The sequence below is a fragment of the Curvibacter sp. Hmag1.1 genome (genome assembly GCF_059769165.1).
Genome location: NZ_JBMBGX010000002.1, coordinates 3,386,952 through 3,409,647 on the forward strand (window position 1 = coordinate 3,386,952; position 22,696 = coordinate 3,409,647).

Sequence of the window (22,696 nt, forward strand, 5' to 3'; positions counted from 1 at the left end):
TTGCTTCCTTTAGAGAGACGATTTTAGGTGGTCGATCAGCATGCGCGCACTGCGCGGCAGGGTCGAGAAGTCGCGGGCCACCAGCTCAATGCGGCGGTGGGCCCAGGGGTCGGTGAGGGGAACTGCGGCCAGTTCACCTGCGTTGTGCATCAGGGTGAATGCGCGCAGGGGCATGACGCCCACGCCCAGGCCGTTGTGAATCATGCGGCACATGGCATCGAGCCCGGTGACCTGGATGCGCAGTTTGATGCTCTGGCCCAGCGCTGTGGCCGCCTGGCGCATGGCGACATAGATGGAGCTGTTGGAGTGCAGGCCCACATGATCCAGCGCCAAGGTGTCCGCGAACGCGACTGAGGGCTCGCGGGCGAGCGCATGGGTGCGGGGAACAATAAGCACCAGTTGGTCCTGCCGGTAGGGCAGGGTCTGCAATTCGCCCACACCGTCCGCCGTATTGCAGACACCGAAATCGGCGGCACCTTCCTCAACGGCACGAATGACTTCGGTGCTCAAGTGCTCTTCCAGATCAATCTTGATGCCTTGGTGGGCACGGATGAAGGCGCCCAGGTCTTCCGGCAGAAACTGCACCGTGGCCGAGATGCTGGCATGTACCCGCACCTGGCCTTTGGCGCCGTCTGCATATTCCGTGAGCTCGGTGTGCATGCGGTCCAGGCTGAAGAACACGCTGCGGGCGTGGTGCAACAGGCTTTGCCCCGCTGGGGTAGGGTGGGCACCGCGTGAATGGCGTTGTAGCAGCTGGCTGCCTAGCGCCAGCTCCAGATCACTGAGCCGCTTGCTGAGTGCCGAGGGGGCAATGAATTCGCGCTCCGCAGCCTTGCCGATGCTACCTGTCTCGCAGACAGCCACAAACATCTGTAGCGATGTCAGGTCCATCCGGCGGGTGAGGGGGCGGTCAATGTACGGCATTTAGAGACGGCATCGTGATCGGCGATGTGAAGTCGGTATTTTCCCACTTGCTACGGGATTAGTCATCGCATTTCGAGATGCCATAGATCTTGACTGGGAAAGGCTTCTTCTCGCCATGCAGCAGTCGATGGGTTGTAAATTGCTATGAAAAAAGTAGCAACTCGCGCAGATTCCATGTGCGCTAGAGCTGGATTGGATACAAAAAAACCCGCGGCCTTTGCAGGCGGCGGGGTTTTCAGGGTAGGTCCGAGAGGGCTTAACGCTGGTCCAGTGGCTTGACGTCGCGCTTGACGGAGCCGGTGAACAACTGGCGTGGGCGGCCGATCTTGTACTCAGGGTCGCCGATCATCTCGTTCAACTGGGCAATCCAGCCGACGGTACGAGCCAAAGCGAAGATACCGGTGAACAAGTTCACAGGGATGCCGATGGCGCGTTGCACGATGCCGGAATAGAAGTCCACGTTGGGGTACAGCTTGCGCTGAACAAAGTAGTCGTCTTCCAGAGCAATCTTTTCCAGCTGCTTGGCCAGCTTGAACAAGGGGTCGTTTTCCAGACCCAAGGCTTCCAGTACTTCGTTGCAGGTTTCCTGCATGAGCTTGGCGCGGGGGTCGTAGTTCTTGTACACGCGATGACCGAAGCCCATGAGCTTGACACCGGAGTTCTTGTCCTTGACCTGTTCCATGAACTGGCCGACCTTGGACACGCCGCCTTGGCGCTGGATGTCTTCCAGCATGTTCAGGCAGGCTTCGTTGGCGCCACCGTGGGCAGGGCCCCACAAGCAAGCCACACCGGCGGCAATGGCTGCAAACGGGTTGGTGCCGGAAGATCCGCACAGGCGCACAGTGGAGGTAGACGCGTTTTGCTCGTGGTCTGCGTGCAGGATGAAGATGCGGTCCATCGCACGTTCGATCACGGGGTTGACCTTGTACTCTTCGCAAGGAGTGCCGAACATCATGCGCAGGAAGTTGCCGGAATAGCTCAGGTCGTTCTGCGGGTACATGAAAGGTTGGCCCACGCCGTACTTGTAGGCCATGGCCACGAGCGTAGGCATCTTGGCGATCAGGCGGATCGCGGCGATTTCGCGGTGCTCGGGGTTATTGATGTCGGTGCTGTCGTGGTAGAACGCAGACAGTGCGCCCACCAAGCCGGTCAATACGGCCATAGGGTGCGCGTCGCGGCGGAAGCCACGCAGGAAGAACTGCATCTGCTCGTTGGCCATGGTGTGGTTGGTCACGAGTTTGTGGAACGCCACTTGTTCGGTTTTGTTGGGCAATTCGCCCTTCAGCAACAGGTGGCAGGTGTCGAGGTAGTCGACGTTGGTGGCCAACTGTTCGATAGGGTAGCCGCGGTACAGCAGTTCACCCTTGTCGCCGTCGATGTAAGTGATGCCGGACTGGCAGGAAGCTGTTGAGAGAAAACCGGGGTCATATGTGAACATGCCGGTCTGGGCGTAAAGCTTGCGGATGTCGATCACATCCGGTCCGATGTTGCCCTGGTACACGGGCATTTCCACGCTGGGGCTGCCGTTACTGAACGACAGGGTGGCTTTGTTATCAGCTAGTTTCATCTTTCGCCTTTCAGAGAGGTTCTCTCAACATTTTTAAAACTTCATGGACGTCTGCGCGATCGAGGGCAGCGTCCACCTGCAACAGCGTTTTTCGTGCCAGATGGACGTCCAGCAGGTCGTTGTCGCTCAAGTCCATCAGCGCCGACAGGGCATCGGCATGGCGCACAGTCAGCGTATCGCTGTACCGGCGGAAGAAGCGCTCGATGAACAAGTCGTTTTCCAGCAAGCCGCGCCGGCAACGCCATTGCAGCTTGCTCAAACCCCGTTTATCAATCAATGCTTCAGTCACGCGTGTGCACCTTGGTCTGTATCAAACGGCACGCAGGACCATCATTTCCTTGATCTTGCCGATGGCCTTGGTGGGGTTCAAACCCTTGGGGCACACATCGACGCAGTTCATGATAGTGTGGCAACGGAACAGGCGGTAAGGATCTTCCAGATTGTCCAGGCGCTCACCGGTAGCTTGATCGCGGCTGTCCGCAATAAAGCGGTAGGCCTGCAGCAAGCCGGCCGGACCCACAAACTTGTCGGGGTTCCACCAGAAGCTGGGGCAGCTGGTCGAGCAGCTGGCGCACAAAATGCACTCGTACAGGCCGTTGAGTTCTTCACGCTCTTCGGGGGACTGCAGACGCTCTTTCTCGGGAGGCACAGTGTCGTTGATCAGGTAAGGCTTGATCGAGTTGTACTGCTTGAAGAACTGGGTCATGTCCACGATCAGATCGCGGATCACGGGCAGACCGGGCAGGGGCTTGAGGACGATCTTGCCGGGCAAGGTCAGCATGTTGGTCAGGCAAGCCAGACCGTTCTTGCCGTTGATGTTCATGGCATCCGATCCGCAGACACCTTCGCGGCATGAGCGGCGGAAGGAGATGGAAGGATCGATGGCTTTGAGCTTCATCAAGGCGTCCAGCAGCATGCGCTCGGAACCGTCGAGTTCTACCTCGATGTCCTGCATGTAAGGCTTGGCATCCTTGTCTGGATCGTAGCGGTAGATGGAGAAAGTACGTTTGGTCATGTTCAGGTTCTCGCGAAGGGTCTACGCTTAGAAAGTACGGACTTTGAGTGGAACGGAGTCCACAGTCAAAGGCTTCATCTGCACGGGCTTGTAGCTCAGGCGGTTGCCTTCGCTGTACCACAGGGTATGTTTGTGCCAGTCTTGGTCGTTACGGCCATTCGGGTGCTCAGGGGTATCGCCGTAATCGTCAACGGTGTGGGCGCCGCGGCTTTCGTGGCGAGCAGCTGCCGACACGATAGTTGCTTCGGCCGCTTCGATCAGGTTTTCGACTTCCAGCGCTTCGATGCGAGCTGTGTTGAATACCTTGGACTTGTCCTTGAGGTTAAGGGCTTTGACGCGTTCACGCAGCTCGGCGATCTTGACCACGCCTTCGTCCATGCTCTTCTGGGTACGGAACACGCCGGCGTGTTGCTGCATGGAAGCGCGCAGGTCGTTAGCAACGTCCTGGGCGTACTCACCGCTGCCGGCATTGTCCAGGCGGGAAACGCGCGCCAGGGTGCGGTCTGCGGCGTCCTTTGGCAATGGCTTATGCTCTTTGCTGCCCTTGATGTAGTTGACGATGTGATTGCCTGCTGCGCGGCCGAACACCAGCAAATCCAGCAAGGAGTTGGTGCCCAGGCGGTTGGCGCCGTGCACCGAAACGCAAGAGCATTCGCCCACTGCGTACAAACCGTTGACAACCTGGTTGTGCACGTCGCCGTTTTGCACCACCACCTGGCCATTGACGTTGGTGGGAATACCACCCATCTGGTAGTGGATGGTGGGCACCACTGGGATAGGTTCTTTGGTGATGTCCACGTTGGCGAAGTTCACGCCGATTTCATACACCGATGGCAGGCGCTTGTGGATAGTTTCTGCACCCAAGTGGTCCAGCTTCAAGAGCACATAGTCCTTGTTCGGACCGCAGCCACGGCCTTCCTTGATTTCCTGGTCCATGGAGCGGGACACGAAGTCACGCGGAGCCAAGTCTTTCAGGGTAGGCGCATAGCGCTCCATGAAACGTTCGCCGTTGCTGTTGAGCAGAATAGCGCCTTCGCCGCGGCAACCTTCGGTCAGCAACACGCCGGCACCAGCCACGCCGGTGGGGTGGAACTGCCAGAACTCCATGTCTTCCAACGGTATGCCAGCACGCGCTGCCATGCCAAGGCCGTCACCGGTGTTGATGAAGGCGTTGGTTGAGGCCGCAAAGATACGACCTGCGCCACCGGTGGCCAGCAGGGTGGTCTTGGCTTCCAGAATGTGGATATCGCCGGTTTCCATTTCCAGGGCGGTGACACCGACCACGTCGCCTTCGGCGTCACGGATCAGGTCCAGTGCCATCCACTCCACGAAGAAGCTGGTCTTGGCTGCCACGTTCTGCTGGTACAGCGTGTGCAACATGGCGTGACCGGTACGGTCAGCGGCAGCGCATGCGCGTTCCACAGCCTTTTCGCCGTAGTTGGCGGTGTGGCCGCCGAAGGGGCGCTGGTAAATGGTGCCGTCAGGGTTGCGGTCGAAAGGCATACCCATGTGCTCCAGGTCGTACACCACCTTGGGAGCTTCACGGCACATGAACTCGATAGCGTCCTGGTCGCCGAGCCAGTCGGAGCCCTTGACGGTGTCATAGAAGTGGTAGTGCCAGTTGTCGTCGTTCATGTTGCCCAAGGAGGCACCGATGCCGCCTTGTGCTGCCACGGTGTGGGAGCGGGTGGGGAACACTTTGGACAGAACGGCCACATTCAGACCGGCACGTGCCAGCTGCAGGGAAGCGCGCATGCCGGAGCCACCGGCGCCGACGATCACGACGTCGAATTTGCGTTTAGAGACGGAGTAAGACATGTATTAGTGCCTGTTGGAGGGGATCAGAGACGCCACAGAACCTGGATAGCCCAGCCGGCGCAGCCGACCAGCCAAACAATGGAGAACACTTGCAGAGACAAGCGGATGGAGACGGGTTTGACGTAATCCATCCAGATATCGCGCACACCCACCCATACGTGGTACAGCATGGCGATGATGACCGCGAAGGTCAGGAACTTCATCCACTGCTGGGAGAAGATGCCGGCCCATTTGTCGTAGCCGATGGGGCCTTTGAACAAAATCACTTGCGCCAGCAGGGCGATGGTGAACAAAGCCATCAAGACGGCGGTGACGCGTTGCGCCAGCCAGTCCCGCAGGCCGTAGTGCGCGCCAACGACGACGCGCTTGGATCCGTAATTCACTGCCATTTGGTTTTCCTTTTCTCGTTGTTAGTAGGCGCCGAAGAGCTTGAGGGCCAGCACCAGGGTGAGCAAGCTGCCCAGACCCAGAGTGAAGATGGCGGAGCTGCGACCGAATTCTTTGCTCACAGCATGGTTGATGTCCATCCACAAGTGGCGCATGCCTGCGATGAAGTGGTGCAAATACGCCCAGATGATGGCCAGAGCCACCAGCTTCACAAACCAGCCGGGGATAAAGCCGACTCCAACGCTAAAGACGCTGGTGAACTTTGCAAATGAGATTTCCGAGGATACGGATGTGTCGAACATCCAGATAATGAAAGGCATCAGGATGAACATGATGGCGCCACTGATGCGGTGCAGGATGGAAACCCATCCGGCGGGGGGGAGGCGATAGGTGGGCAGGTCACTCAGCGCATTGATGTTGCGGAATTCAGGCCGCGCGCGCTTGGGTTGGGAGTTGAGCTCAGTCATGGATGGGCTTTCTTGGATGTAACGTGTTTGTAATTCTGGGAATCGCAGGCCAAAATTCTATTGCACCGCACCAATCTGACATTGGACTTGCATGGTGCAACGCATCAATTTAGCGCATTTCGATAGTAGTGTGTGTCGGTCAAGTACAAGCCCCGACGGAGCTCCATAGGTAAATCGTTGTAGGTGTACGCGGTGCGTTCAACACTGAGCAAGGGGGTGCTTGCACCGATTTGGAGCAGATCTCGCTGCTCGGGGTCCGGAAGCACGGCTTTGATCTTTTCCTCGGCACGCACCATGCGCACGCCGAATTCTGTTTCAAAAAGCGCATACATCGCACCGTCATAGCTGGTCAGGCGCTCTGCCGTCAGCCCTTTGAAAGGGCCGCCGGGGAGCCACAAGTCTTCCAGAATGGTAGGAGTGCCTGCGAAAGACAACACGCGCCGCACTTGCAATACCGCATCACCCGATCGCAAAGACAAGGCGCGCGCCACATCGGCGCTGGCGCGGGTGCGCTTGCAATCGATGATGCGGCGCTGGGCCGGCCCTTCGTTGGATGGGTCGCCCGCCTCAGGGACCAGTCGCAAAAAGCGGTATTGAATGTGCCGTTCAGCATGGGTGGCGACAAACGTACCCTTGCCCTGGCGGCGAACGACGAGGTTTTCGGCGGCGAGCTCATCAATGGCTTTACGCACCGTGCCCTGGCTGACTTTGTACCGGCCGGCAAGCTCTTGCTCACTGGGAATGGCCGTACTTGGTTTCCATTCCCCACTTTGCAAGCTTTGCAAGATGAGGGCCTTGATTTGCTGATAGAGCGGACTGAATGCCGGTGTGCCCGATGCCCCGGATTGCGCGCCCGGGTCGACCGATGCGCCTGTAGCGCTGTCGTTCGCAGAGAGGGTGTTTGCAGGCATGGATGCGGGGTTTCTGTCAGCGACGAGTCAGGCTCGAAAAATTTCGCTAATCATATCTTATATAAGACATAAGACAAATTGACCCGGCACTAAATTCGAGGGTAAACTCTCGGGCATTCTGCAGCGCAGCACGGCTTGTTGCGGGCGCTGCTCAGTCGCCGTTTTCTCAACACTTCCTGGAGTTTTACCATGAGCAAGAAACCCGTCCGCGTTGCCGTAACAGGTGCAGCAGGTCAAATCGGTTACGCACTTCTGTTTCGCATCGCCTCCGGCGAAATGTTGGGCAAAGACCAGCCCGTGATCTTGCAATTGCTGGAAATCCCCGACGAGAAGGCCCAGAACGCGCTCAAGGGCGTGATCATGGAGTTGGAAGACTGCGCATTCCCGCTGTTGGCTGGTATCGAAGCCCATTCCGATCCCATGTCCGCATTCAAGGACACCGACTACGCTTTGTTGGTGGGTTCCCGCCCACGCGGCCCCGGCATGGAGCGTGCTGAACTGCTGGCCATCAATGGCGCCATCTTCACCACCCAAGGCAAGGCACTGAACGCTGTGGCTTCCCGCAACGTCAAGGTGCTGGTCGTGGGCAACCCCGCCAACACCAACGCCTACATCGCCATGAAGGCCGCGCCGGATCTGCCGGCCAAGAACTTCACCGCCATGCTGCGCCTGGACCACAACCGTGCTGCCAGCCAGTTGGCTTCCAAGACCGGCAAGGCCGTGGCAGACATCGAAAAATTGGCCGTGTGGGGCAACCACTCACCCACCATGTACGCCGACTACCGGTTCGCCACCATCGCTGGCCAGTCTGTGAAAGACATGATCAACGACGAAACCTGGAACCGCGAAACATTCCTGCCCACCGTGGGCAAGCGTGGCGCGGCCATCATCGCCGCACGTGGCTTGTCGTCCGCAGCATCTGCTGCCAACGCAGCCATCGACCACATGCGTGACTGGGCTCTGGGCACCAACGGCAAGTGGGTCACCATGGGCATTCCTTCCAACGGCGAATACGGCATTCCCAAGGAAGTCATGTTCGGTTACCCCGTGACCTGCGCGAACGGCGAATACAAGATCGTCGAAGGCCTGGAAATTGACGCGTTCTCGCAAGAGTGCATCAACAAGACCTTGGCTGAACTGCAAGGCGAACAAGACGGCGTGAAACACCTGCTGTAATCCTTGGCCCACGCACCGGCACCCACCGTGAAGCATCCTCGCGACATCCTTTTAGGTGCGCAGGGTGCTGCGGGTGTACTGCCGGTGTGTGACCATTACAGCGGCGTAGAAGCCCGCATGGTCAAGAGCCTGCAAATGCAGGCGGACATGACCCAGGAGTTCGGCGCTTGCGTCTTTGATGTGACGCTGGACTGCGAAGACGGTGCGCCCGTCGGTGGAGAGCTTGATCATGCCAATATGGTTGCGGCGCTCGCCAATTCTGCGCAAGAAGCTCCTGATTTGGTAGCAAATGGCTTGCGCCGCCGTGTGGGTGCGCGCTTGCATGCGGTAGACCACCCTGCGTTTCTGCAGGATGTGGCGTGTGTGGTCGGCGCTGCTGCCCATGCCCTGAGTTACATCATGCTGCCCAAGGTGGAGTCTGCCGCCGATGTGGAGGTTGCAGTCCGCGCTATCGATGCGCTGGGGCCTGTGGCTGCTGCGATTCCATTGCATGTATTGATCGAATCCCCGGCAGCGGTGCATCGCGCTTTTGAGATTGCGGCCCATGCGCGCGTGCAGTCCATAAGTTTCGGTTTGATGGACTTTGTGTCCAGCCATGGCGGCGCCATCCCCGCGACAGCGATGGGGGTTCGGGCATCCACCGATGGCGATACCTTGGACCAGTTCCATCATCCCTTGGTCGTGCGTGCCAAGACAGATATCTCCAGCGCCTGCCATGCGTTTGGCAAGGTGCCATCGCATTGCGTGGTGACTGAGTTCAAAGACGCACAAGCCTTGAGCCGTGCAGCCCGATATGCCGCCCAAGCCTTGGGCTACACCCGCATGTGGAGCATTCATCCGGACCAGATCCGGCCTATCGTTCAAGCGTTTGCCCCGGACGCAAGAGCTGTGGAGCAGGCAGCAGACATCGTGACCCGCGCTGCAGCGGCCGATTGGGGCCCTGTTTCCGCTGGTGGCGTTTTGCACGACCGGGCCAGTTACCGGTTTTTCTGGCAGGTGCTGGAGCGTGCGCACGCAACCGGTGTGGCCGTGCCGTCCGATGTGGCTGCCTATTTCGAATCGCCCCTCGTGAAGGAGGCCGCATGATGAAATTTGTCTGGCTGGTGACTGCCATGCTGTGTAGTGTGCTTTGGACCGGCTTCGCCTCCGCCAGCAGCGTTGCGCCGCAGGCTGCCAGCTCCAAGAAGAGCCCTCGCGTGCTGGGGCCTGCCAAGGCTGTCGACAAGCCGGTGGTCTTGAGCGAAGAACAATTGGCAGTAGCTCCCAGGGTTGCGACCGGCGTATTGCCCTGTGAGCTGGCCCAGAAAGTGTCTGTGCAGGCGCACCCCGAACATGCGGGGCATTTCGCCGTGGAATCCGGCAAGCAGCGGTTTGTGATGGTGCCCGTGGCTACTTCGACCGGAGCGATCCGGCTGGAAGATGCAGCACGGGGTGCCGTCTGGTTGCAGTTGGCCAACAAATCCATGTTGATGGATCACAGGCAAGGCCGGCGTTTGGCGGACGCCTGTATGAGTGCCGAGCAGCAGGCCGTGGCACTGGCGATGGAGAAGAACCCGGCACCCAACTTGCTGGAGCCATTGCCCGCGCCACAAGATGGTGCTGCTATGAAATAAGTAGCTGCTCGCGCAGATAGTGCGGGCGCTGGAGTGTGTTTTTATTGTTTTTGAAGGAGAGTGAAGATGTTGCAAGCTTACCGAGACCATGTGGCTGAACGCGCTGCGTTGGGCATTCCCCCCCTGCCTTTGTCTGCCAAGCAGACCGGCGAGTTGATCGAGCTGCTGAAGGCGCCCCCCGCAGGCGAAGAGGCAACGCTCGTCGAACTGATCACCCACCGCGTGCCCGCGGGTGTGGATGATGCTGCCAAAGTCAAAGCCAGCTACTTGGCCGCTGTGGCTCACGGCACTGAAAAGTGCGCTCTGATCTCCCGCGCCCGCGCAACCGAATTGTTGGGCACCATGCTGGGTGGCTACAACATCAGCCCGCTGGTGGATCTGCTGGACGATGCCGCCGTGGCTGCAGAAGCTGCCGAAGGCCTGAAGAAAACCCTGTTGATGTTCGACCAGTTCCACGACGTCAAGGAAAAGGCCGACAAGGGCAATACCTTCGCCAAGGCCGTGCTGCAAAGCTGGGCCGATGCCGAGTGGTTCACCAGCCGCCCTGAAGTTCCCCAGAGCATCACCGTGACCATCCTGAAGGTCACCGGCGAAACCAATACGGACGACCTGTCTCCTGCGCCTGACGCCTGGAGCCGCCCTGACATTCCATTGCACGCATTGGCCATGCTGAAGAACAAGCGCGATGGCATTACCCCTGAGGAAGATGGCAAGCGCGGCCCTGTGAAGTTCATCGAAGACCTGCGCGCCCGTGGCAACCTCGTGGCCTATGTGGGTGACGTGGTCGGTACCGGCTCCAGCCGCAAGTCCGCCACCAACTCCGTGCTGTGGTTCACCGGTGAAGACATTCCTTACGTGCCCAACAAGCGTTTCGGCGGCGTGTGCCTGGGCACCAAGATCGCTCCCATCTTCTACAACACCATGGAAGATGCGGGCGCGCTGCCTATCGAGCTGGACGTGAACCAGATGAACATGGGCGACGTGGTGGAACTGCGTCCCTATGACGGCAAGGCCTTCAAAGACGGCAAGGAAATCGCTTCGTTCCAAGTCAAGAGCGATGTGCTGTTTGACGAAGTACGTGCCGGTGGCCGTATTCCCCTGATCATCGGCCGTGGCTTGACTGCCAAAGCCCGTGAAGCTTTGGGTCTGAAGCCTTCCACCTTGTTCCGCTTGCCCCAGAACCCTGCTGACACCAAGAAGGGTTTCAGCCTGGCACAGAAGATGGTCGGTCGCGCTTGCGGTTTGCCCGAAGGTCAAGGCGTGCGCCCCGGTACCTACTGCGAGCCCAAGATGACCTCTGTCGGCTCCCAAGACACTACCGGCCCGATGACCCGCGACGAGCTGAAGGACTTGGCTTGCCTGGGCTTCTCTGCAGACCTGGTGATGCAGTCGTTCTGCCACACCGCGGCGTACCCCAAGCCCGTGGACGTGAAGATGCACCACGAGCTGCCCGACTTCATCAGCACCCGTGGCGGCGTGTCATTGCGTCCCGGTGACGGTGTGATCCACTCCTGGCTCAACCGCATGTTGTTGCCTGACACCGTGGGCACTGGTGGCGACAGCCACACCCGTTTCCCTATTGGCATCAGCTTCCCCGCAGGATCCGGTCTGGTGGCATTTGCTGCCGCTACAGGTGTGATGCCTTTGGACATGCCTGAATCGGTGTTGGTGCGCTTCAAGGGCAAGATGCAGCCCGGCGTGACCCTGCGTGACTTGGTGAACGCGATTCCTTTGTATGCCATCAAGGCCGGCCTGTTGACGGTTGAGAAGAAGGGCAAGAAGAACATCTTCTCCGGCCGTATCCTCGAAATCGAAGGTTTGCCAGATCTGAAGGTTGAACAGGCGTTTGAGTTGTCTGACGCGTCTGCTGAGCGTTCTGCTGCAGGTTGCACCGTGCACCTGAACAAAGAGCCCATCATCGAATACGTCACCAGCAACATCACCATGATGAAGTGGATGATTGCCAATGGCTATGCGGATGCGCGCACTTTGGGTCGCCGTATTGCGGCACAGGAAGCCTGGCTCAAGAACCCTGAGTTGCTCAAGGGCGATGCCGATGCAGAGTACGCAGCCGTTATCGACATCGACCTGGCCGACATCCATGAGCCTATCGTGGCATGCCCCAACGACCCGGACGATGTGAAGACTTTGGCCGAAGTGGCCGGCGCCAAGATCGATGAAGTGTTCATCGGCTCCTGCATGACCAACATCGGCCACTTCCGTGCCGCGTCCAAGCTGATGGAAGGCAAGCGCGACATCCCCGTGAAGCTGTGGATTGCACCGCCTACGAAGATGGACGCCAAGCAACTGAGCGACGAAGGCCACTACGGTGTGCTGGGTGGTGCCGGTGCGCGCATGGAAATGCCGGGCTGCAGCTTGTGTATGGGCAACCAGGCGCAGGTGAAAGAGGGCGCCACAGTGTTCTCTACGTCCACCCGCAACTTCCCCAACCGTCTGGGCAAGAACAGCAATGTGTACTTGGGCTCGGCCGAACTGGCAGCTATCGCTTCCAAGCTGGGTCGCATTCCTACCAAGGAAGAGTATCTGGCGGACATGGGCGTGCTGACGGCCGCCAGCGACAAGGTGTACCAGTACCTGAACTTCGACAAGATCAGCGACTACACCGAGTCTGCTGCCACTGTGAAGTAATCAGTCGCTTTGGCGCCCCCGCGCCATTCGCAGCAAAAGCCCTGCAACTCCGGTTGCGGGGCTTTTTTTATGGGGTCTTTGGGTGGCTCTGGGGGCGGGTGTAACTCCCTGAAACCTGTAGGGCTGTAGCCGGTTAAACTCGCGGACATTCTTAAATCAGTCACGAGACTGTCATATTTAACCGTTAGGAGCTCCGCATGTTGTTTGGAAAGTTGTTGCCTCGTGAAGGCAATTTTTTTGAGATGTTCAATCAGCATGCGGATCGTATCGTGGAGGCCGCCCAGGCTTTTTCCAAGCTGGTGGCTAACTACAACGACGCTGATCTGCGCGCGAAATACAACCAGGAAGTGGACGACGCCGAGCGTGCAGCAGACCGCGTGACCCATGAGGTGAACAAGGCGATTCACATCACCTTCATCACGCCCATCGACCGCGAGCAAATCCACTCCCTGATCAACACCATGGATGATGTGGCGGACCTGATTCAGGATTCTGCTGAAACCATGGCGCTGTACGACGTCCGCGTGATGACGGAAGAGATCGTGCGTTTGACCGACCTGAGCGTGAAGTGCTGCGAGCGTTTGCGTGATGCGGTAAAGCTGTTGGCGGATATCGCCGATCACGCCACCGCCGAGGCAGCCTTGAAAACCTGCGAAGAAATCGACCGTCTGGAGTCGGATGCCGACCGCGTGATGCGCACCGCCATGAGCAAGCTGTTCCGCGAGCAGGAAGATGTGCGTGAACTCATCAAGCTCAAAGCCATTTACGAGCTGCTGGAAACGATCACTGACAAGTGTGAAGACGTGGCGAATGTGATCGAGGGCATCATCCTCGAGAACTCCTGATCCACCGCGCAGGTTCAATACGATGGAACAAGTCCAGACAGCCCTGTGGGTCGTAGCCCTGTTGGTGGCGCTCGCGCTGATGTTCGACTTCATGAATGGTTTTCATGATGCAGCGAACTCGATTGCGACCGTGGTGTCCACCGGGGTACTCAAGCCCGGTCAGGCGGTGATTTTTGCCGCCTTCTTCAACTTCATAGCCATTTTCATTTTCCACCTGAGCGTCGCGGCCACCGTGGGCAAAGGCATTGTGCAGCCCGGCGTCGTGGACACCCATGTGGTGTTCGGTGCGTTGGTGGGCGCTATTACTTGGAACGTGATTACCTGGTACTACGGTATTCCCAGCAGCTCTTCCCACGCGCTGATTGGTGGCATTGTCGGCGCGGTGATTGCCAAGGCTGGAGCAGGGGCCTTGATCTCCGCCGGCATTATGAAAACGGTAGCGTTCATCTTTGTGTCGCCACTACTGGGTTTCACTTTGGGCTCCATGATGATGGTGGCAGTCGCCTGGATTTTCCGGCGCGCACGGCCTTCGCGCATCGATAAATGGTTCCGGCGTTTGCAACTTTTGAGCGCAGGTGCCTACAGTCTGGGTCATGGCGGTAACGACGCGCAAAAGACGATCGGCATCATCTGGATGATGCTGATTGCGACGGGGTATGTTTCCGCCAGCGACGCTGCGCCACCCACCTGGACCATTGTGTCTTGCTACATAGCGATTGGTGCGGGCACTATGTTTGGTGGCTGGCGGATTGTGCGCACTATGGGTCAGAAAATCACCAAGCTGAAACCGGTGGGTGGCTTCTGTGCGGAGACCGGTGGCGCAATGACACTGTTCCTTGCCACTGCTTTGGGTATACCGGTATCTACCACCCACACCATTACCGGCGCTATCGTCGGGGTAGGCTCCACCCAACGCGCCAGTGCGGTGCGCTGGGGCGTTGCTGGAAACATTGTGTGGGCTTGGGTGTTGACCATCCCGGCTGCGGCTTTTGTCGCGGCAATCGCTTACTGGGTCAGTCTGCAGATTTTTTGATCAACGCGCCCGTGTCGGGCGCTTTGTCTTCTTGCATCTGGTACTCAAAAGTGCGTTGAATGCTGAAGGCGAGGGTCGCCATCAAAATGGTGGTGCCCAAGCCCAGAGCGACGATCAAGCCACCCACGGTGAGCCAATTGGTTCCGCCTTGGGGGCTATCGGGTTGCTCCGGGTTGTACCGGGCGTTCCACTTTTCAAGACTCATGAGTCCGAAAATCAATGCATTCAGCGCGCAAGCCGCGAGCATGAAGCCCAGCAGAGGGATCAACGCCCAGCTCAGCTGATCGTCTACCCCCAGATTGCGGGCCCGCAGTACGCCATAGGTGCCCAAGAGGGTAGGTAAGGGGGATAACTTGGCAATCCAGTCGTAGCGCCCGAGGTAGAGCCGATGCAAGCCCAAGGCCCCCAGCGTCAGCGTGAGCCAGACAGCGACAGTTTTGTTTTTCATGCGACAGGATCCACTGGCGGGGTGGATGAGCCGGCTCCAATGGTTTTTTCCATCAACACGATGTCCAGCCAGCGGTCAAACTTCCAGCCACAGGCTGAAATCACGCCCACTTTGTCATAGCCGCAGCTGGTGTGGACGCCAATCGAGCCAGCGTTGGCGGAGTCGCCGATAACCGCAATCAACTTGCGAACTCCACAGCGCTCTGCTTGCGACATCAGTTCAATGAGCAAGAGTTTTCCAAGTCCCTTACCGTGTGCGTTCGGAGCGAGGTAAATGGAGTCTTCCGCGGAAAAGCGGTAAGCGGGCCGTGGCTTGAACCAGTTGCAATAGGCGAAACCTATGACCTCTCCGTCTACTTCTGCCACCAGGTAGGGCAGTCCTTTGGAAAGGACGTCGGCCCGTCGTCCCTGCATGTCACTTTCGCTGGGCGGCGTGGTTTCAAAAGTACCCGTGCCGGTCAGTACATGGTGTGCATAAATGGCGGTAATAGCGCTGATATCGGATTCGGTACTGGGTCGGATTTTGGTCATGAATGAGAAAACGGTATAATGGAGGGCTATTCAGAGTGTCACTGGCCGGGTGGTCAGTTGCGTGTCTCAAACTTTGAATCGAACTTTGAATACTTAGGCTGAATTCTCTCAGCTGCCCAAAGGATAAATCATGGTCGTCATTCGACTCGCTCGTGGTGGTGCAAAAGCCCGCCCGTTTTTCAATATCGTTGTTGCTGACAAGCGCACCCGTCGCGACGGCCGCTTCATCGAGCGTATCGGGTTCTACAACCCCATCGCCAAGGAAAACGAAGAAAGCATCCGTATTGCGCAAGATCGCTTGACCTACTGGAAGGGCGTTGGCGCACAGGCATCTCCTACCGTGGAACGCCTGATCAACCAAGCTGCTAAAAAAGCTGCTTAATGGTTTAGCCGGCGTGCGGCGCTTGTGCCCGTACGCCGGTTGATATTCCCACCCATGCTCACAGGACTCGAAGTCGCCGAATTGCCGGCAGACGCCATCGAAGTCGGTCGCATTGCGGACGCTTGGGGTATCAAAGGCTGGTTCAAAGTCCTGCCCTACAGTGCCAATCCTGAGGCACTCTTCTCTGCCCGCCAGTGGTATTTGTTGCCCACTGAAAAAGGTAACAAGCCTTTTTCCGGCACAGCGCTGATGGCCGTCAAAGAATCCAAAGTCCATTCTGATTCGGTGGTTGCCTGTGCGGCCGGCATCGATGACAGGAATGGGGCCGAAGCCCTCAAAGGCTCCCGCATCTTCATCTCTCGCGCCACATTTCCAAAAGCTGCTGCAGACGAGTTTTATTGGGTCGATCTCATCGGTCTGCAAGTCGTCAATCGCGAAGCCCAAGCGCTCGGCATCGTCCGTGAGTTGATGTCAACCGGCCCGCAAACTGTCTTGGTCATTGAGGCCATGCAGGATGACAAACCGGTCGAACGGATGATCCCCTTCGTCTCTGCTTATGTGGACGACGTCAGCCTGACCGACAAGACCATCCGCGTGGACTGGCAACTGGACTATTGAGGCGCCTGCAGTGCGCTTCGACATCATCACGCTTTTTCCTGAGCTGTTTGCGCCCTTGCTGACAGCCGGCATCACACGCCGGGCGTACGAGAGTGCCTTGGTAGATGTGCATCTTCACAATCCCCGCGATTTTGCGTCTGGCAATTACCGTAGAGTTGATGACCGACCTTTCGGCGGAGGTCCCGGTATGGTGATGATGGCTGAGCCTCTGGAGGCTGCGCTTTTGGCGATCCGGGCTCAGCGTCAGGATGCTGTTCCCGTCGTGTTGTTCTCGCCCATCGGGGCACCGCTACACCATGGCGCAGTCGAGCAATGGTCCCGCAGTGCGGGCGCGATTTTGCTGTGTGGCCGCTACGAGGGCATAGATCAGCGCTTCATCGAAAAGTATGTGGATCAGCAGATCAGCCTGGGTGACTTTGTGTTGTCCGGTGGAGAAATCGCTGCCATGGCACTTCTGGATGCAGTGGCGCGCTTGCAGCCCGGTGTATTGTCAGACGCTGATAGCCATCACCAAGACAGTTTCAATCCCGCACTTGATGGTCTATTGGATTGCCCGCATTACACCCGTCCGGAAGAGTGGTCAGGCGTGCCTGTGCCGCCCGTGCTGATGTCCGGACATCATGCGCGGATTGAAGAATGGCGGCGTGCCCAGCGTTTGCAACTGACGGCTTTGCACCGGCCTGACATCCTCGACAAAGCGAGAGCCCAAGGCCACATTACCGCCGCTGAAGAACGTCTTTTGCAGCCCAAAGATTGAACTTGTTATAATGGCTGGCTAACCGATCCTCTGCCCGGCCAGATAACAAGCCTCAAGGCTCTGCTATTGGCGCCAATTCCGGTGCCGGCGCGAGCAAGATCACGAAGGAAACTATGAGCAACATCATCCAAGCGCTCGAGCAGGAAGAAATCGCCCGCCTCGGCAAAACAATCCCTGAATTCGCACCCGGTGACACCGTCATCGTGAGCGTGAATGTGGTTGAAGGTAACCGCAAGCGCGTGCAGGCTTACGAAGGCGTGGTTATCGCCAAGCGTAACCGTGGCCTGAACAGCGGCTTCATCGTGCGCAAGATCTCCAGCGGCGAAGGCGTGGAACGTACATTCCAAACCTACTCCCCTCTGATCGCCAGCATCGAAGTCAAGCGTCGTGGTGACGTGCGCCGTGCCAAGCTGTACTACCTCCGTGACCGTAGCGGCAAGTCTGCTCGTATCAAGGAAAAGCTGCCAGCAAAGAAGACTGCAGCGTAATTTGCCGCAAGCTCTTCATGAAAGCCGCCCCGGTGACAAGCTGTGGCGGCTTTTTTCATGGGATTCCAAATTGACCACCAAGTTCACCCGAACCCTGCCGGCTTTTGATCCACGCCAAGTCCCCGTGGTGGGCGTGGACAGTCATCTCACCGCAGTACCCCCTGCCGACTTGGTACCGGACGCTTTGCGGCGGCGTTTCAGGCTGCCACCGGAATGGTCTCCCGAGGTCAGGGCAGAGCACAAGTTTTCTGAGCGGGAGCCGTCGCACGCATCGGTGCTTATTCCGATTGTGTTGCGGGATCAGCCCATGGTGTTGCTCACACAGCGTACTGCTCACCTGTCCAGCCATTCGGGGCAAATTGCGTTTCCCGGTGGCAAGGCGGATGCCACCGATGTGGACGCAGTTGCCACTGCCCTGCGCGAAGCGCAAGAAGAGGTGGGCTTGCTCCCCTCATCGGTCGAAGTGCTGGGCAGTCTGCCGCACTACACCACGGGTAGCGCATTTATCGTGACACCGGTCGTTGCGCTGGTGGAGCCTTCCATTCAACTCGCACCCAGTCCAGACGAAGTGGCCCATGTGTTTGAGGTGCCTTTGGGCTTTTTGATGAACCCCGCCAATCACCGCCGCCACCGTGTGGAGTGGGAGGGGGCGAGCCGGGAGTGGTACTCCATGCCGTATAGCGAACAGGGGATGGAGTGGTTTATCTGGGGCGCCACGGCGGGCATGTTGCGCAACTTCTACCAGTTTCTCCGTGCCTGAGCCGGTACATCGCTGGGTATGATAGTTCCATGAGCTTTATCTCCATCTTGCTGGCGCTGTTGCTGGAACAGGCCAAGCCCCTGCCGCAGATCAATCCGGTACACAACACGGTACGTAACTGGGTGCGTTGGGTGCTGCGCAATTTCGATGCAGGTGCCAAGCCGCATGCCTGGTTGGCTTGGTGCTTGGCAGCCTTGGGGCCTGCGCTGCTGGTACTGGCGGTGCATTGGCTGTTGCTCTGGCAATTGGGCTGGATTGCTGCTGCGGTGTGGAATGTGATGATTCTTTACGCCACACTTGGTTTCCGGCAGTTCAGCCACCATTTCACTCAGATTCGCGATGCTTTACTGGCTGGCGACGAGGTCGCTGCCCGTGCCGCGCTGGCCCGTTGGAAGCGCATGGACGCCAGCGAACTGCCCCGCAGTGAAATTGTCAGGCATGTGATTGAGCACTCTGTCTTGAGTGCCCACCGACATGTGTTCGGCGTGTTTGTCTGGTATTCCATCCTCGCAGCCTTGGGTTTGGGCCCGGCCGGCGCAGTGTTCTACCGCGTTACCGAATACTTGGCCGTGTTTGCCAAACGCCCGGTTAAGCCTGAGCTGCCACCGGTAAGCGACGCTGTGCGAGAGCGGGCCTTGCGTGCATGGGAAGCCATTGACTGGCTACCGGCCCGTGTTACTGCCCTGAGTTTTGCCTTTGTTGGAAGTTTTGAGGATGCGGTCGACAGCTGGCGTCGCCATGAGGCTGTACATCCCTTGGACAACGATGGCGTGGTATTGGCTGCCACTGCGGGTGCTGTGAATGTCCGCCTCGGCGAAGAAATGGACAGCGGCGCTCTCACACCCGAACCCGCGCACCTGCGAGCGGTAGTGGGCCTTGTCTGGCGCACTGTCGTGATGTGGATGGTGTTTCTTGCTCTGCTTTCGACGGCGCGCCTGATAGGCTAGATACAGTCAAGCTCCGACCGGCCCTTCTTCCGGGCTAGTACCGTGTCTGAGATAACTCTGCAAATAAATCGCTATAAATTTTGTAGCGGTTCGTGGCGATTCCACCGGCGCCAGGGGCTTCTTTCATTTGATTCAATACACCGCAGCCGGGTTCATGCAGATGGCTGCAGTTGTAAAACTTGCAGTCGCCCGCGTGGGCTTTGATGTCCGGCATCAGGCCGGCCAGATGCATGGGGTCAATGTGATTGAGTCCGAACTCCTGGAAGCCCGGGGAGTCAATCACTGCCGTGGTTTTGGCCTCGTCCACCCAATACAGACTGGTGCTTGTAGTGGTGTGTTTGCCCGAGTTCAGGGCGGTCGAAATTTCATTGGTCAAAACGTCAGCATGCGGCAGCAGACGGTTGATCAGAGTGCTTTTGCCGGAGCCTGAGGGGCCGAGTACCAGCGTGGTTTTGCCTTGCATCAACTCCAGCAACAGCGCCAGTTCGGTCGCAGGCGCACCCTCCGCCTTCGGCTTGAGTGCCAAGGGCAGCAGGGTGTAGCCCATGTCGCGGTAGATTCCCAGCCGGTCCCATGCGCGTCCGAAGGGTTCTGCCAGATCGCTCTTGTTCAAGGCGATGATGGGGCGGATGCGCTCGGCCTCTGCGGCAATCAAGGCCCGTGAAAGCTGGCTCTCAGAAAACTCGGGTTCTGCAGCAATCAGGATCAGCACCTGGTCGAGGTTCGCGGCAAATGACTTGGTGCGGATTTCGTCCTGCCGGTAAAACAGGTTACGCCGGGGCAGCACCTTCTCTATGGTGCCTTCATCCTGCGTGGCTTTCCAGAGCACCTGGTCGCCCACCACCGTCACGCTTTTCTTCCCGCGCGGATGGCAGATCAGGCGCCGGCCATCGGGTGTTTCGACCCACACATGGCGGCCGTGTCCTGCCACGACCAAGCCCGGTTCAAGCAGGTGCTGATTCAAAGGGCGGTACTCATGTGCTGGCACCTGTAGTGCTTGCAGGTGCACCTATGAGTGCATCTACCAGGGCGGCGCATTCAAAGTCAGACCGCGATACGCCCTGCACGTCATGGGTGTTGAAGCGTACGCTGCAGCTGCTGTAGGTGAGCAACAGTTCGGGGTGATGATCCTGCTGCTCCGCGATGTACGCAATCGCGTTCACAAAAGCCATGGTCTTGAGAAAGTTCTCGAACCGGTAGGTCTTTTCGATGGCGACATCCGCGCCGTCACCGTGGAGCTTCCAGCCCTCGGTTTTGGCTAGGCTTGCTATGATTTGTGTAGCTGTTAGCGCAGTTCTGACGGGTGCTGAAGGCATATTCTTGTCAATTCAAGCAGTGGCAATGACGGGTGTGGCTGCAGGCATACGGGCCAGCCGCTCCGGTGCCGGTGGGTGGGAATAGTAAAACTTCACGTACACCGGATCGGGGGTGAGAGTAGACGCATTGTCCTTGTAAAGCTTGAGCAGCGCGGACGACAACGCCGCACCATTGGCGTGGGCCACGGCATACGCGTCCGCTTCGAACTCATGCTTGCGGGAGAGCTGCGCAAACAAAGGGCCGATGAAGCTGCCTGCCAGCGGCAGGACCATCATGAACAAGAGCAGGGCCAGTGCATCGTTGCTACCTGTCATGTTCGGGCCTACACCCAGCCCTGTGTAAAACCATGCCTGCTGACTGACCCAACCCAGCAGTGCAAATGCCAACAGGCTCAAGCCGAACAGGGACACCATGCGCTTGGCGATGTGGCCGTGTTTGAAGTGGCCGAGCTCATGGGCCAATACGGCATCCACTTCGTCAGGGCTCAATTGCGCCAGCAAGGTGTCATAAAACACCACGCGCTTGGAAGCTCCGAAACCGGTGAAGTACGCATTGGCGTGGGCACTGCGCTTGCTACCGTCCATCACATAAAACCCCTTGGAAGTGAAGCCGCAGCGGGCCATCAGGGCGGATACGCGTTCCTTCAAGGTAGCGTCTTCCAGAGGCTTGAACTGGTTGAACAGCGGTGCAATCCAGGTGGGGTAGACCAGCATCATCAACAGGCTGAAACCCATCCAGAGGCTCCAGGTCCACAGCCACCACAAGCTGCCGGTGGCGCCCATGACCCACAAGGCTAAAGCTGCTAGAGGCAGACCGATGAGCGCGCTGAAAAACAGGCCTTTGACCGCATCGACCAGCCAGAGTTTGGCGGTCATGCGGTTGAATCCGAAACGCTGCTCCAGCACAAAGGTGCGATACAAAGAAAAGGGCAGGTCGATCACCGAGCCGATGACGGAAAAGCCCACCAACAAAGCCAATTGTTGCGGCAGGGCGCTGCTGAATCGACCGTCGAACCATGCCAGCAAGGTCTGGTTCAGTGCGTGCAAGCCGCCCAACAGGGTCCAGCCCATCAGTACGGCAGTGCCCCATGCCAGTTCCAGCAGCCCCAAGCGGGCCTGCGCGATGGTGTAGTCCGCGGCTTTCTGGTGGTCTGCCAATGGGATGTGCTTGGCGAACGCCGCAGGCACTGCGTCGCGGTGGCGGGCTACATGGCGCACCTGCCTGGTGGCCAGCCAGAATTTCAGCATCACGCTGGCGACCAGCGTGATGGCGAAAAAGATGGTCATCCACAGGGACGGCGAGAATTCAAACGGGGTGTCTTGCATGGCGGCAGAGTTTAGGTCATCGGCGACAATGGCGGCATGGCTGAATCAAACTCCCCCATTGCGCCCGTGCTCATCAAATCCGATAAAAACTTGGTCTGGTTGGACTGCGAAATGACCGGACTGGAGCCCGAGACCGACCGTCTGCTGGAAATCGCCGTCATCGTGACCGACCCGCACCTTGGTCAGCGGGTCGAAGGCCCGGTGTTCGTCATTCATCAGTCCGATGCCCAGCTCGACAAAATGGATGCCTGGAACAAGGGCACTCACGGGAAGAGTGGACTGATCGACAAGGTCAAGGCTTCCACAGTGACAGAAGCCGAAGCAGAGGCTGCCCTGATTGCCTTCCTGACCCCCTATGTGCCCGCTGGCGCTTCACCCATGTGCGGCAACACTATCGGGCAGGACCGTCGCTTTCTCGTCAAGTACATGCCCAAGCTGGAGGCTTTTTTCCACTACCGCAACCTGGATGTGAGCACCCTCAAGGAGCTGGCAAAGCGTTGGAAGCCCGAGGTCGCTGATTCATTCAAAAAGCAGCAGAAACACACAGCCTTGGCCGACGTGAATGAATCCATCGAAGAGCTAGCACACTACCGTGAGCACTTTTTGAAATTAAATTAGGTAGAAACCCGAATTCATGCCATAATCGAGGGCTTCGCAGGTAACGCCACGTTGGCGGCTTGCGAGATTTGTACATCTCCCTTCATTCACCGGGCACGCTT

At 58.3% G+C, this 22,696-nt stretch carries 26 protein-coding genes; 13 read left to right on the top strand and 13 right to left on the bottom strand.

Features of this window, described 5'->3' with window-relative positions; genetic code table 11:
- Positions 1-9: 9 nt before the first annotated feature.
- From ACOAP0_RS16445 to ACOAP0_RS16480, 8 genes are all read right to left on the bottom strand, one after another.
- Positions 10-924, bottom strand: coding sequence for a LysR family transcriptional regulator (locus ACOAP0_RS16445; RefSeq protein WP_498377302.1), 915 nt, complete (start codon positions 922-924; stop codon positions 10-12).
- Between the two features lie 256 nt (positions 925-1,180).
- Complete coding sequence (locus tag ACOAP0_RS16450; protein ID WP_498377303.1) at positions 1,181-2,491, bottom strand: citrate synthase; 1,311 nt, start codon at positions 2,489-2,491, stop codon at positions 1,181-1,183.
- A gap of 10 nt (positions 2,492-2,501) precedes the next feature.
- Positions 2,502-2,780, bottom strand: coding sequence for an FAD assembly factor SdhE (locus tag ACOAP0_RS16455; protein ID WP_498377304.1), 279 nt, complete (start codon positions 2,778-2,780; stop codon positions 2,502-2,504).
- A gap of 21 nt (positions 2,781-2,801) precedes the next feature.
- Positions 2,802-3,506, bottom strand: a complete 705-nt coding sequence (locus ACOAP0_RS16460) for a succinate dehydrogenase iron-sulfur subunit (RefSeq protein ID WP_087496898.1) — start codon at positions 3,504-3,506, stop codon at positions 2,802-2,804.
- A 27-nt stretch (positions 3,507-3,533) separates the two neighbouring features.
- Positions 3,534-5,324 carry a succinate dehydrogenase flavoprotein subunit gene (gene sdhA / locus ACOAP0_RS16465; protein WP_087496899.1) on the bottom strand — a complete coding sequence of 597 codons (1,791 nt, stop codon included), beginning with the start codon at positions 5,322-5,324 and terminating at the stop codon, positions 3,534-3,536.
- A gap of 23 nt (positions 5,325-5,347) precedes the next feature.
- Positions 5,348-5,713 carry a succinate dehydrogenase, hydrophobic membrane anchor protein gene (sdhD, locus tag ACOAP0_RS16470; RefSeq protein ID WP_087496900.1) on the bottom strand — a complete coding sequence of 122 codons (366 nt, stop codon included), beginning with the start codon at positions 5,711-5,713 and terminating at the stop codon, positions 5,348-5,350.
- A 21-nt stretch (positions 5,714-5,734) separates the two neighbouring features.
- Entirely contained in the window at positions 5,735-6,178 is a 444-nt protein-coding gene (gene sdhC, locus ACOAP0_RS16475) for a succinate dehydrogenase, cytochrome b556 subunit (protein WP_087496901.1), read from the bottom strand.
- Between the two features lie 104 nt (positions 6,179-6,282).
- Positions 6,283-7,089 carry a GntR family transcriptional regulator gene (locus tag ACOAP0_RS16480; protein WP_087496902.1) on the bottom strand — a complete coding sequence of 269 codons (807 nt, stop codon included), beginning with the start codon at positions 7,087-7,089 and terminating at the stop codon, positions 6,283-6,285.
- A gap of 189 nt (positions 7,090-7,278) precedes the next feature.
- Here ACOAP0_RS16480 and ACOAP0_RS16485 point away from each other — a divergent pair, with 189 nt between their 5' ends.
- From ACOAP0_RS16485 to ACOAP0_RS16510, 6 genes are all read left to right on the top strand, one after another.
- The gene (locus ACOAP0_RS16485; RefSeq protein WP_087496903.1) at positions 7,279-8,265 is read left to right on the top strand and encodes a malate dehydrogenase; all 987 of its coding nucleotides are present in this window, start codon (positions 7,279-7,281) and stop codon (positions 8,263-8,265) included.
- 27 nt (positions 8,266-8,292) lie between these two features.
- Positions 8,293-9,351 (top strand): HpcH/HpaI aldolase/citrate lyase family protein, encoded by a 1,059-nt coding sequence (locus tag ACOAP0_RS16490; RefSeq protein ID WP_498377305.1) that lies wholly within the window; start codon positions 8,293-8,295, stop codon positions 9,349-9,351.
- Positions 9,348-9,878 (top strand): hypothetical protein, encoded by a 531-nt coding sequence (locus ACOAP0_RS16495; RefSeq protein WP_498377306.1) that lies wholly within the window; start codon positions 9,348-9,350, stop codon positions 9,876-9,878. Before ACOAP0_RS16490 ends, ACOAP0_RS16495 begins: the two co-directional genes overlap by 4 nt.
- Positions 9,879-9,944: 66 nt before the next feature.
- Positions 9,945-12,527, top strand: coding sequence for a bifunctional aconitate hydratase 2/2-methylisocitrate dehydratase (gene acnB, locus ACOAP0_RS16500; RefSeq protein WP_498377307.1), 2,583 nt, complete (start codon positions 9,945-9,947; stop codon positions 12,525-12,527).
- Positions 12,528-12,724: 197 nt separating this feature from the next.
- On the top strand, positions 12,725-13,372 hold the full coding sequence (locus tag ACOAP0_RS16505; RefSeq protein WP_087496906.1) for a DUF47 domain-containing protein: 648 nt from the start codon (positions 12,725-12,727) through the stop codon (positions 13,370-13,372).
- A 22-nt stretch (positions 13,373-13,394) separates the two neighbouring features.
- Positions 13,395-14,405: an inorganic phosphate transporter gene (locus tag ACOAP0_RS16510; protein ID WP_087496907.1), complete on the top strand. Its 1,011-nt coding sequence runs from the start codon at positions 13,395-13,397 to the stop codon at positions 14,403-14,405.
- On the opposite strand, the gene ACOAP0_RS16515 is transcribed toward ACOAP0_RS16510, so the two are convergent.
- Together ACOAP0_RS16515 and ACOAP0_RS16520 are read right to left on the bottom strand one after the other, a co-directional pair.
- Positions 14,386-14,853, bottom strand: coding sequence for an NINE protein (locus ACOAP0_RS16515; protein ID WP_498377308.1), 468 nt, complete (start codon positions 14,851-14,853; stop codon positions 14,386-14,388). The two genes, ACOAP0_RS16510 and ACOAP0_RS16515, sit on opposite strands and share 20 nt — an antisense overlap.
- Positions 14,850-15,383, bottom strand: coding sequence for a GNAT family N-acetyltransferase (locus ACOAP0_RS16520; RefSeq protein WP_498377309.1), 534 nt, complete (start codon positions 15,381-15,383; stop codon positions 14,850-14,852). Before ACOAP0_RS16520 ends, ACOAP0_RS16515 begins: the two co-directional genes overlap by 4 nt.
- Positions 15,384-15,513: 130 nt before the next feature.
- On the opposite strand from ACOAP0_RS16520, the gene rpsP reads away from it, so the two are divergent.
- From rpsP to ACOAP0_RS16550, 6 genes are all read left to right on the top strand, one after another.
- A complete protein-coding gene (rpsP, locus tag ACOAP0_RS16525) occupies positions 15,514-15,765 on the top strand; it encodes a 30S ribosomal protein S16 (RefSeq protein ID WP_087496910.1) in 252 nt (83 codons plus the stop codon).
- A gap of 54 nt (positions 15,766-15,819) precedes the next feature.
- On the top strand, positions 15,820-16,383 hold the full coding sequence (gene rimM, locus ACOAP0_RS16530) for a ribosome maturation factor RimM (protein ID WP_498377310.1): 564 nt from the start codon (positions 15,820-15,822) through the stop codon (positions 16,381-16,383).
- Positions 16,384-16,393: 10 nt separating this feature from the next.
- Positions 16,394-17,140, top strand: a complete 747-nt coding sequence (trmD, locus tag ACOAP0_RS16535) for a tRNA (guanosine(37)-N1)-methyltransferase TrmD (protein ID WP_498377311.1) — start codon at positions 16,394-16,396, stop codon at positions 17,138-17,140.
- A 113-nt stretch (positions 17,141-17,253) separates the two neighbouring features.
- Positions 17,254-17,628: a 50S ribosomal protein L19 gene (gene rplS / locus ACOAP0_RS16540; RefSeq protein ID WP_087496913.1), complete on the top strand. Its 375-nt coding sequence runs from the start codon at positions 17,254-17,256 to the stop codon at positions 17,626-17,628.
- Between the two features lie 70 nt (positions 17,629-17,698).
- Positions 17,699-18,388, top strand: coding sequence for a CoA pyrophosphatase (locus tag ACOAP0_RS16545; RefSeq protein ID WP_498377313.1), 690 nt, complete (start codon positions 17,699-17,701; stop codon positions 18,386-18,388).
- Positions 18,389-18,417: 29 nt separating this feature from the next.
- Complete coding sequence (locus ACOAP0_RS16550; RefSeq protein WP_498377314.1) at positions 18,418-19,335, top strand: cobalamin biosynthesis protein; 918 nt, start codon at positions 18,418-18,420, stop codon at positions 19,333-19,335.
- 34 nt (positions 19,336-19,369) lie between these two features.
- Here ACOAP0_RS16550 and rsgA read toward each other — a convergent pair whose 3' ends face one another.
- The 3 genes from rsgA to ACOAP0_RS16565 are packed head-to-tail and all read right to left on the bottom strand — an operon-like array spanning position 19,370 to position 21,977.
- Positions 19,370-20,299: a ribosome small subunit-dependent GTPase A gene (gene rsgA / locus ACOAP0_RS16555; protein ID WP_498377316.1), complete on the bottom strand. Its 930-nt coding sequence runs from the start codon at positions 20,297-20,299 to the stop codon at positions 19,370-19,372.
- A 10-nt stretch (positions 20,300-20,309) separates the two neighbouring features.
- Positions 20,310-20,651 carry a 4a-hydroxytetrahydrobiopterin dehydratase gene (locus ACOAP0_RS16560; protein WP_498377317.1) on the bottom strand — a complete coding sequence of 114 codons (342 nt, stop codon included), beginning with the start codon at positions 20,649-20,651 and terminating at the stop codon, positions 20,310-20,312.
- A gap of 12 nt (positions 20,652-20,663) precedes the next feature.
- Positions 20,664-21,977, bottom strand: coding sequence for a M48 family metallopeptidase (locus ACOAP0_RS16565; protein ID WP_498377318.1), 1,314 nt, complete (start codon positions 21,975-21,977; stop codon positions 20,664-20,666).
- Positions 21,978-22,013: 36 nt separating this feature from the next.
- On the opposite strand from ACOAP0_RS16565, the gene orn reads away from it, so the two are divergent.
- Complete coding sequence (orn, locus tag ACOAP0_RS16570) at positions 22,014-22,595, top strand: oligoribonuclease (protein ID WP_087496919.1); 582 nt, start codon at positions 22,014-22,016, stop codon at positions 22,593-22,595.
- The last annotated feature ends 101 nt before the right edge of the window (positions 22,596-22,696 follow it).

Bases quoted from the DNA above. Each gene is read 5' to 3' on its own strand.
- ACOAP0_RS16445 (WP_498377302.1), bottom strand. From the start codon at position 924: ATGCCGTACATTGACCGCCCCCTCACCCGCCGGATGGACCTGACATCG.
- ACOAP0_RS16450 (WP_498377303.1), bottom strand. From the start codon at position 2,491: ATGAAACTAGCTGATAACAAAGCCACCCTGTCGTTCAGTAACGGCAGC.
- ACOAP0_RS16460 (WP_087496898.1), bottom strand. From the start codon at position 3,506: ATGACCAAACGTACTTTCTCCATCTACCGCTACGATCCAGACAAGGAT.
- sdhA (WP_087496899.1), bottom strand. From the start codon at position 5,324: ATGTCTTACTCCGTCTCTAAACGCAAATTCGACGTCGTGATCGTCGGC.
- sdhD (WP_087496900.1), bottom strand. From the start codon at position 5,713: ATGGCAGTGAATTACGGATCCAAGCGCGTCGTCGTTGGCGCGCACTAC.
- sdhC (WP_087496901.1), bottom strand. From the start codon at position 6,178: ATGACTGAGCTCAACTCCCAACCCAAGCGCGCGCGGCCTGAATTCCGC.
- ACOAP0_RS16480 (WP_087496902.1), bottom strand. From the start codon at position 7,089: ATGCCTGCAAACACCCTCTCTGCGAACGACAGCGCTACAGGCGCATCG.
- ACOAP0_RS16485 (WP_087496903.1), top strand. From the start codon at position 7,279: ATGAGCAAGAAACCCGTCCGCGTTGCCGTAACAGGTGCAGCAGGTCAA.
- ACOAP0_RS16495 (WP_498377306.1), top strand. From the start codon at position 9,348: ATGATGAAATTTGTCTGGCTGGTGACTGCCATGCTGTGTAGTGTGCTT.
- acnB (WP_498377307.1), top strand. From the start codon at position 9,945: ATGTTGCAAGCTTACCGAGACCATGTGGCTGAACGCGCTGCGTTGGGC.
- ACOAP0_RS16505 (WP_087496906.1), top strand. From the start codon at position 12,725: ATGTTGTTTGGAAAGTTGTTGCCTCGTGAAGGCAATTTTTTTGAGATG.
- ACOAP0_RS16510 (WP_087496907.1), top strand. From the start codon at position 13,395: ATGGAACAAGTCCAGACAGCCCTGTGGGTCGTAGCCCTGTTGGTGGCG.
- ACOAP0_RS16515 (WP_498377308.1), bottom strand. From the start codon at position 14,853: ATGAAAAACAAAACTGTCGCTGTCTGGCTCACGCTGACGCTGGGGGCC.
- ACOAP0_RS16520 (WP_498377309.1), bottom strand. From the start codon at position 15,383: ATGACCAAAATCCGACCCAGTACCGAATCCGATATCAGCGCTATTACC.
- rpsP (WP_087496910.1), top strand. From the start codon at position 15,514: ATGGTCGTCATTCGACTCGCTCGTGGTGGTGCAAAAGCCCGCCCGTTT.
- rimM (WP_498377310.1), top strand. From the start codon at position 15,820: ATGCTCACAGGACTCGAAGTCGCCGAATTGCCGGCAGACGCCATCGAA.
- rplS (WP_087496913.1), top strand. From the start codon at position 17,254: ATGAGCAACATCATCCAAGCGCTCGAGCAGGAAGAAATCGCCCGCCTC.
- ACOAP0_RS16550 (WP_498377314.1), top strand. From the start codon at position 18,418: ATGAGCTTTATCTCCATCTTGCTGGCGCTGTTGCTGGAACAGGCCAAG.
- ACOAP0_RS16560 (WP_498377317.1), bottom strand. From the start codon at position 20,651: ATGCCTTCAGCACCCGTCAGAACTGCGCTAACAGCTACACAAATCATA.
- ACOAP0_RS16565 (WP_498377318.1), bottom strand. From the start codon at position 21,977: ATGCAAGACACCCCGTTTGAATTCTCGCCGTCCCTGTGGATGACCATC.
- orn (WP_087496919.1), top strand. From the start codon at position 22,014: ATGGCTGAATCAAACTCCCCCATTGCGCCCGTGCTCATCAAATCCGAT.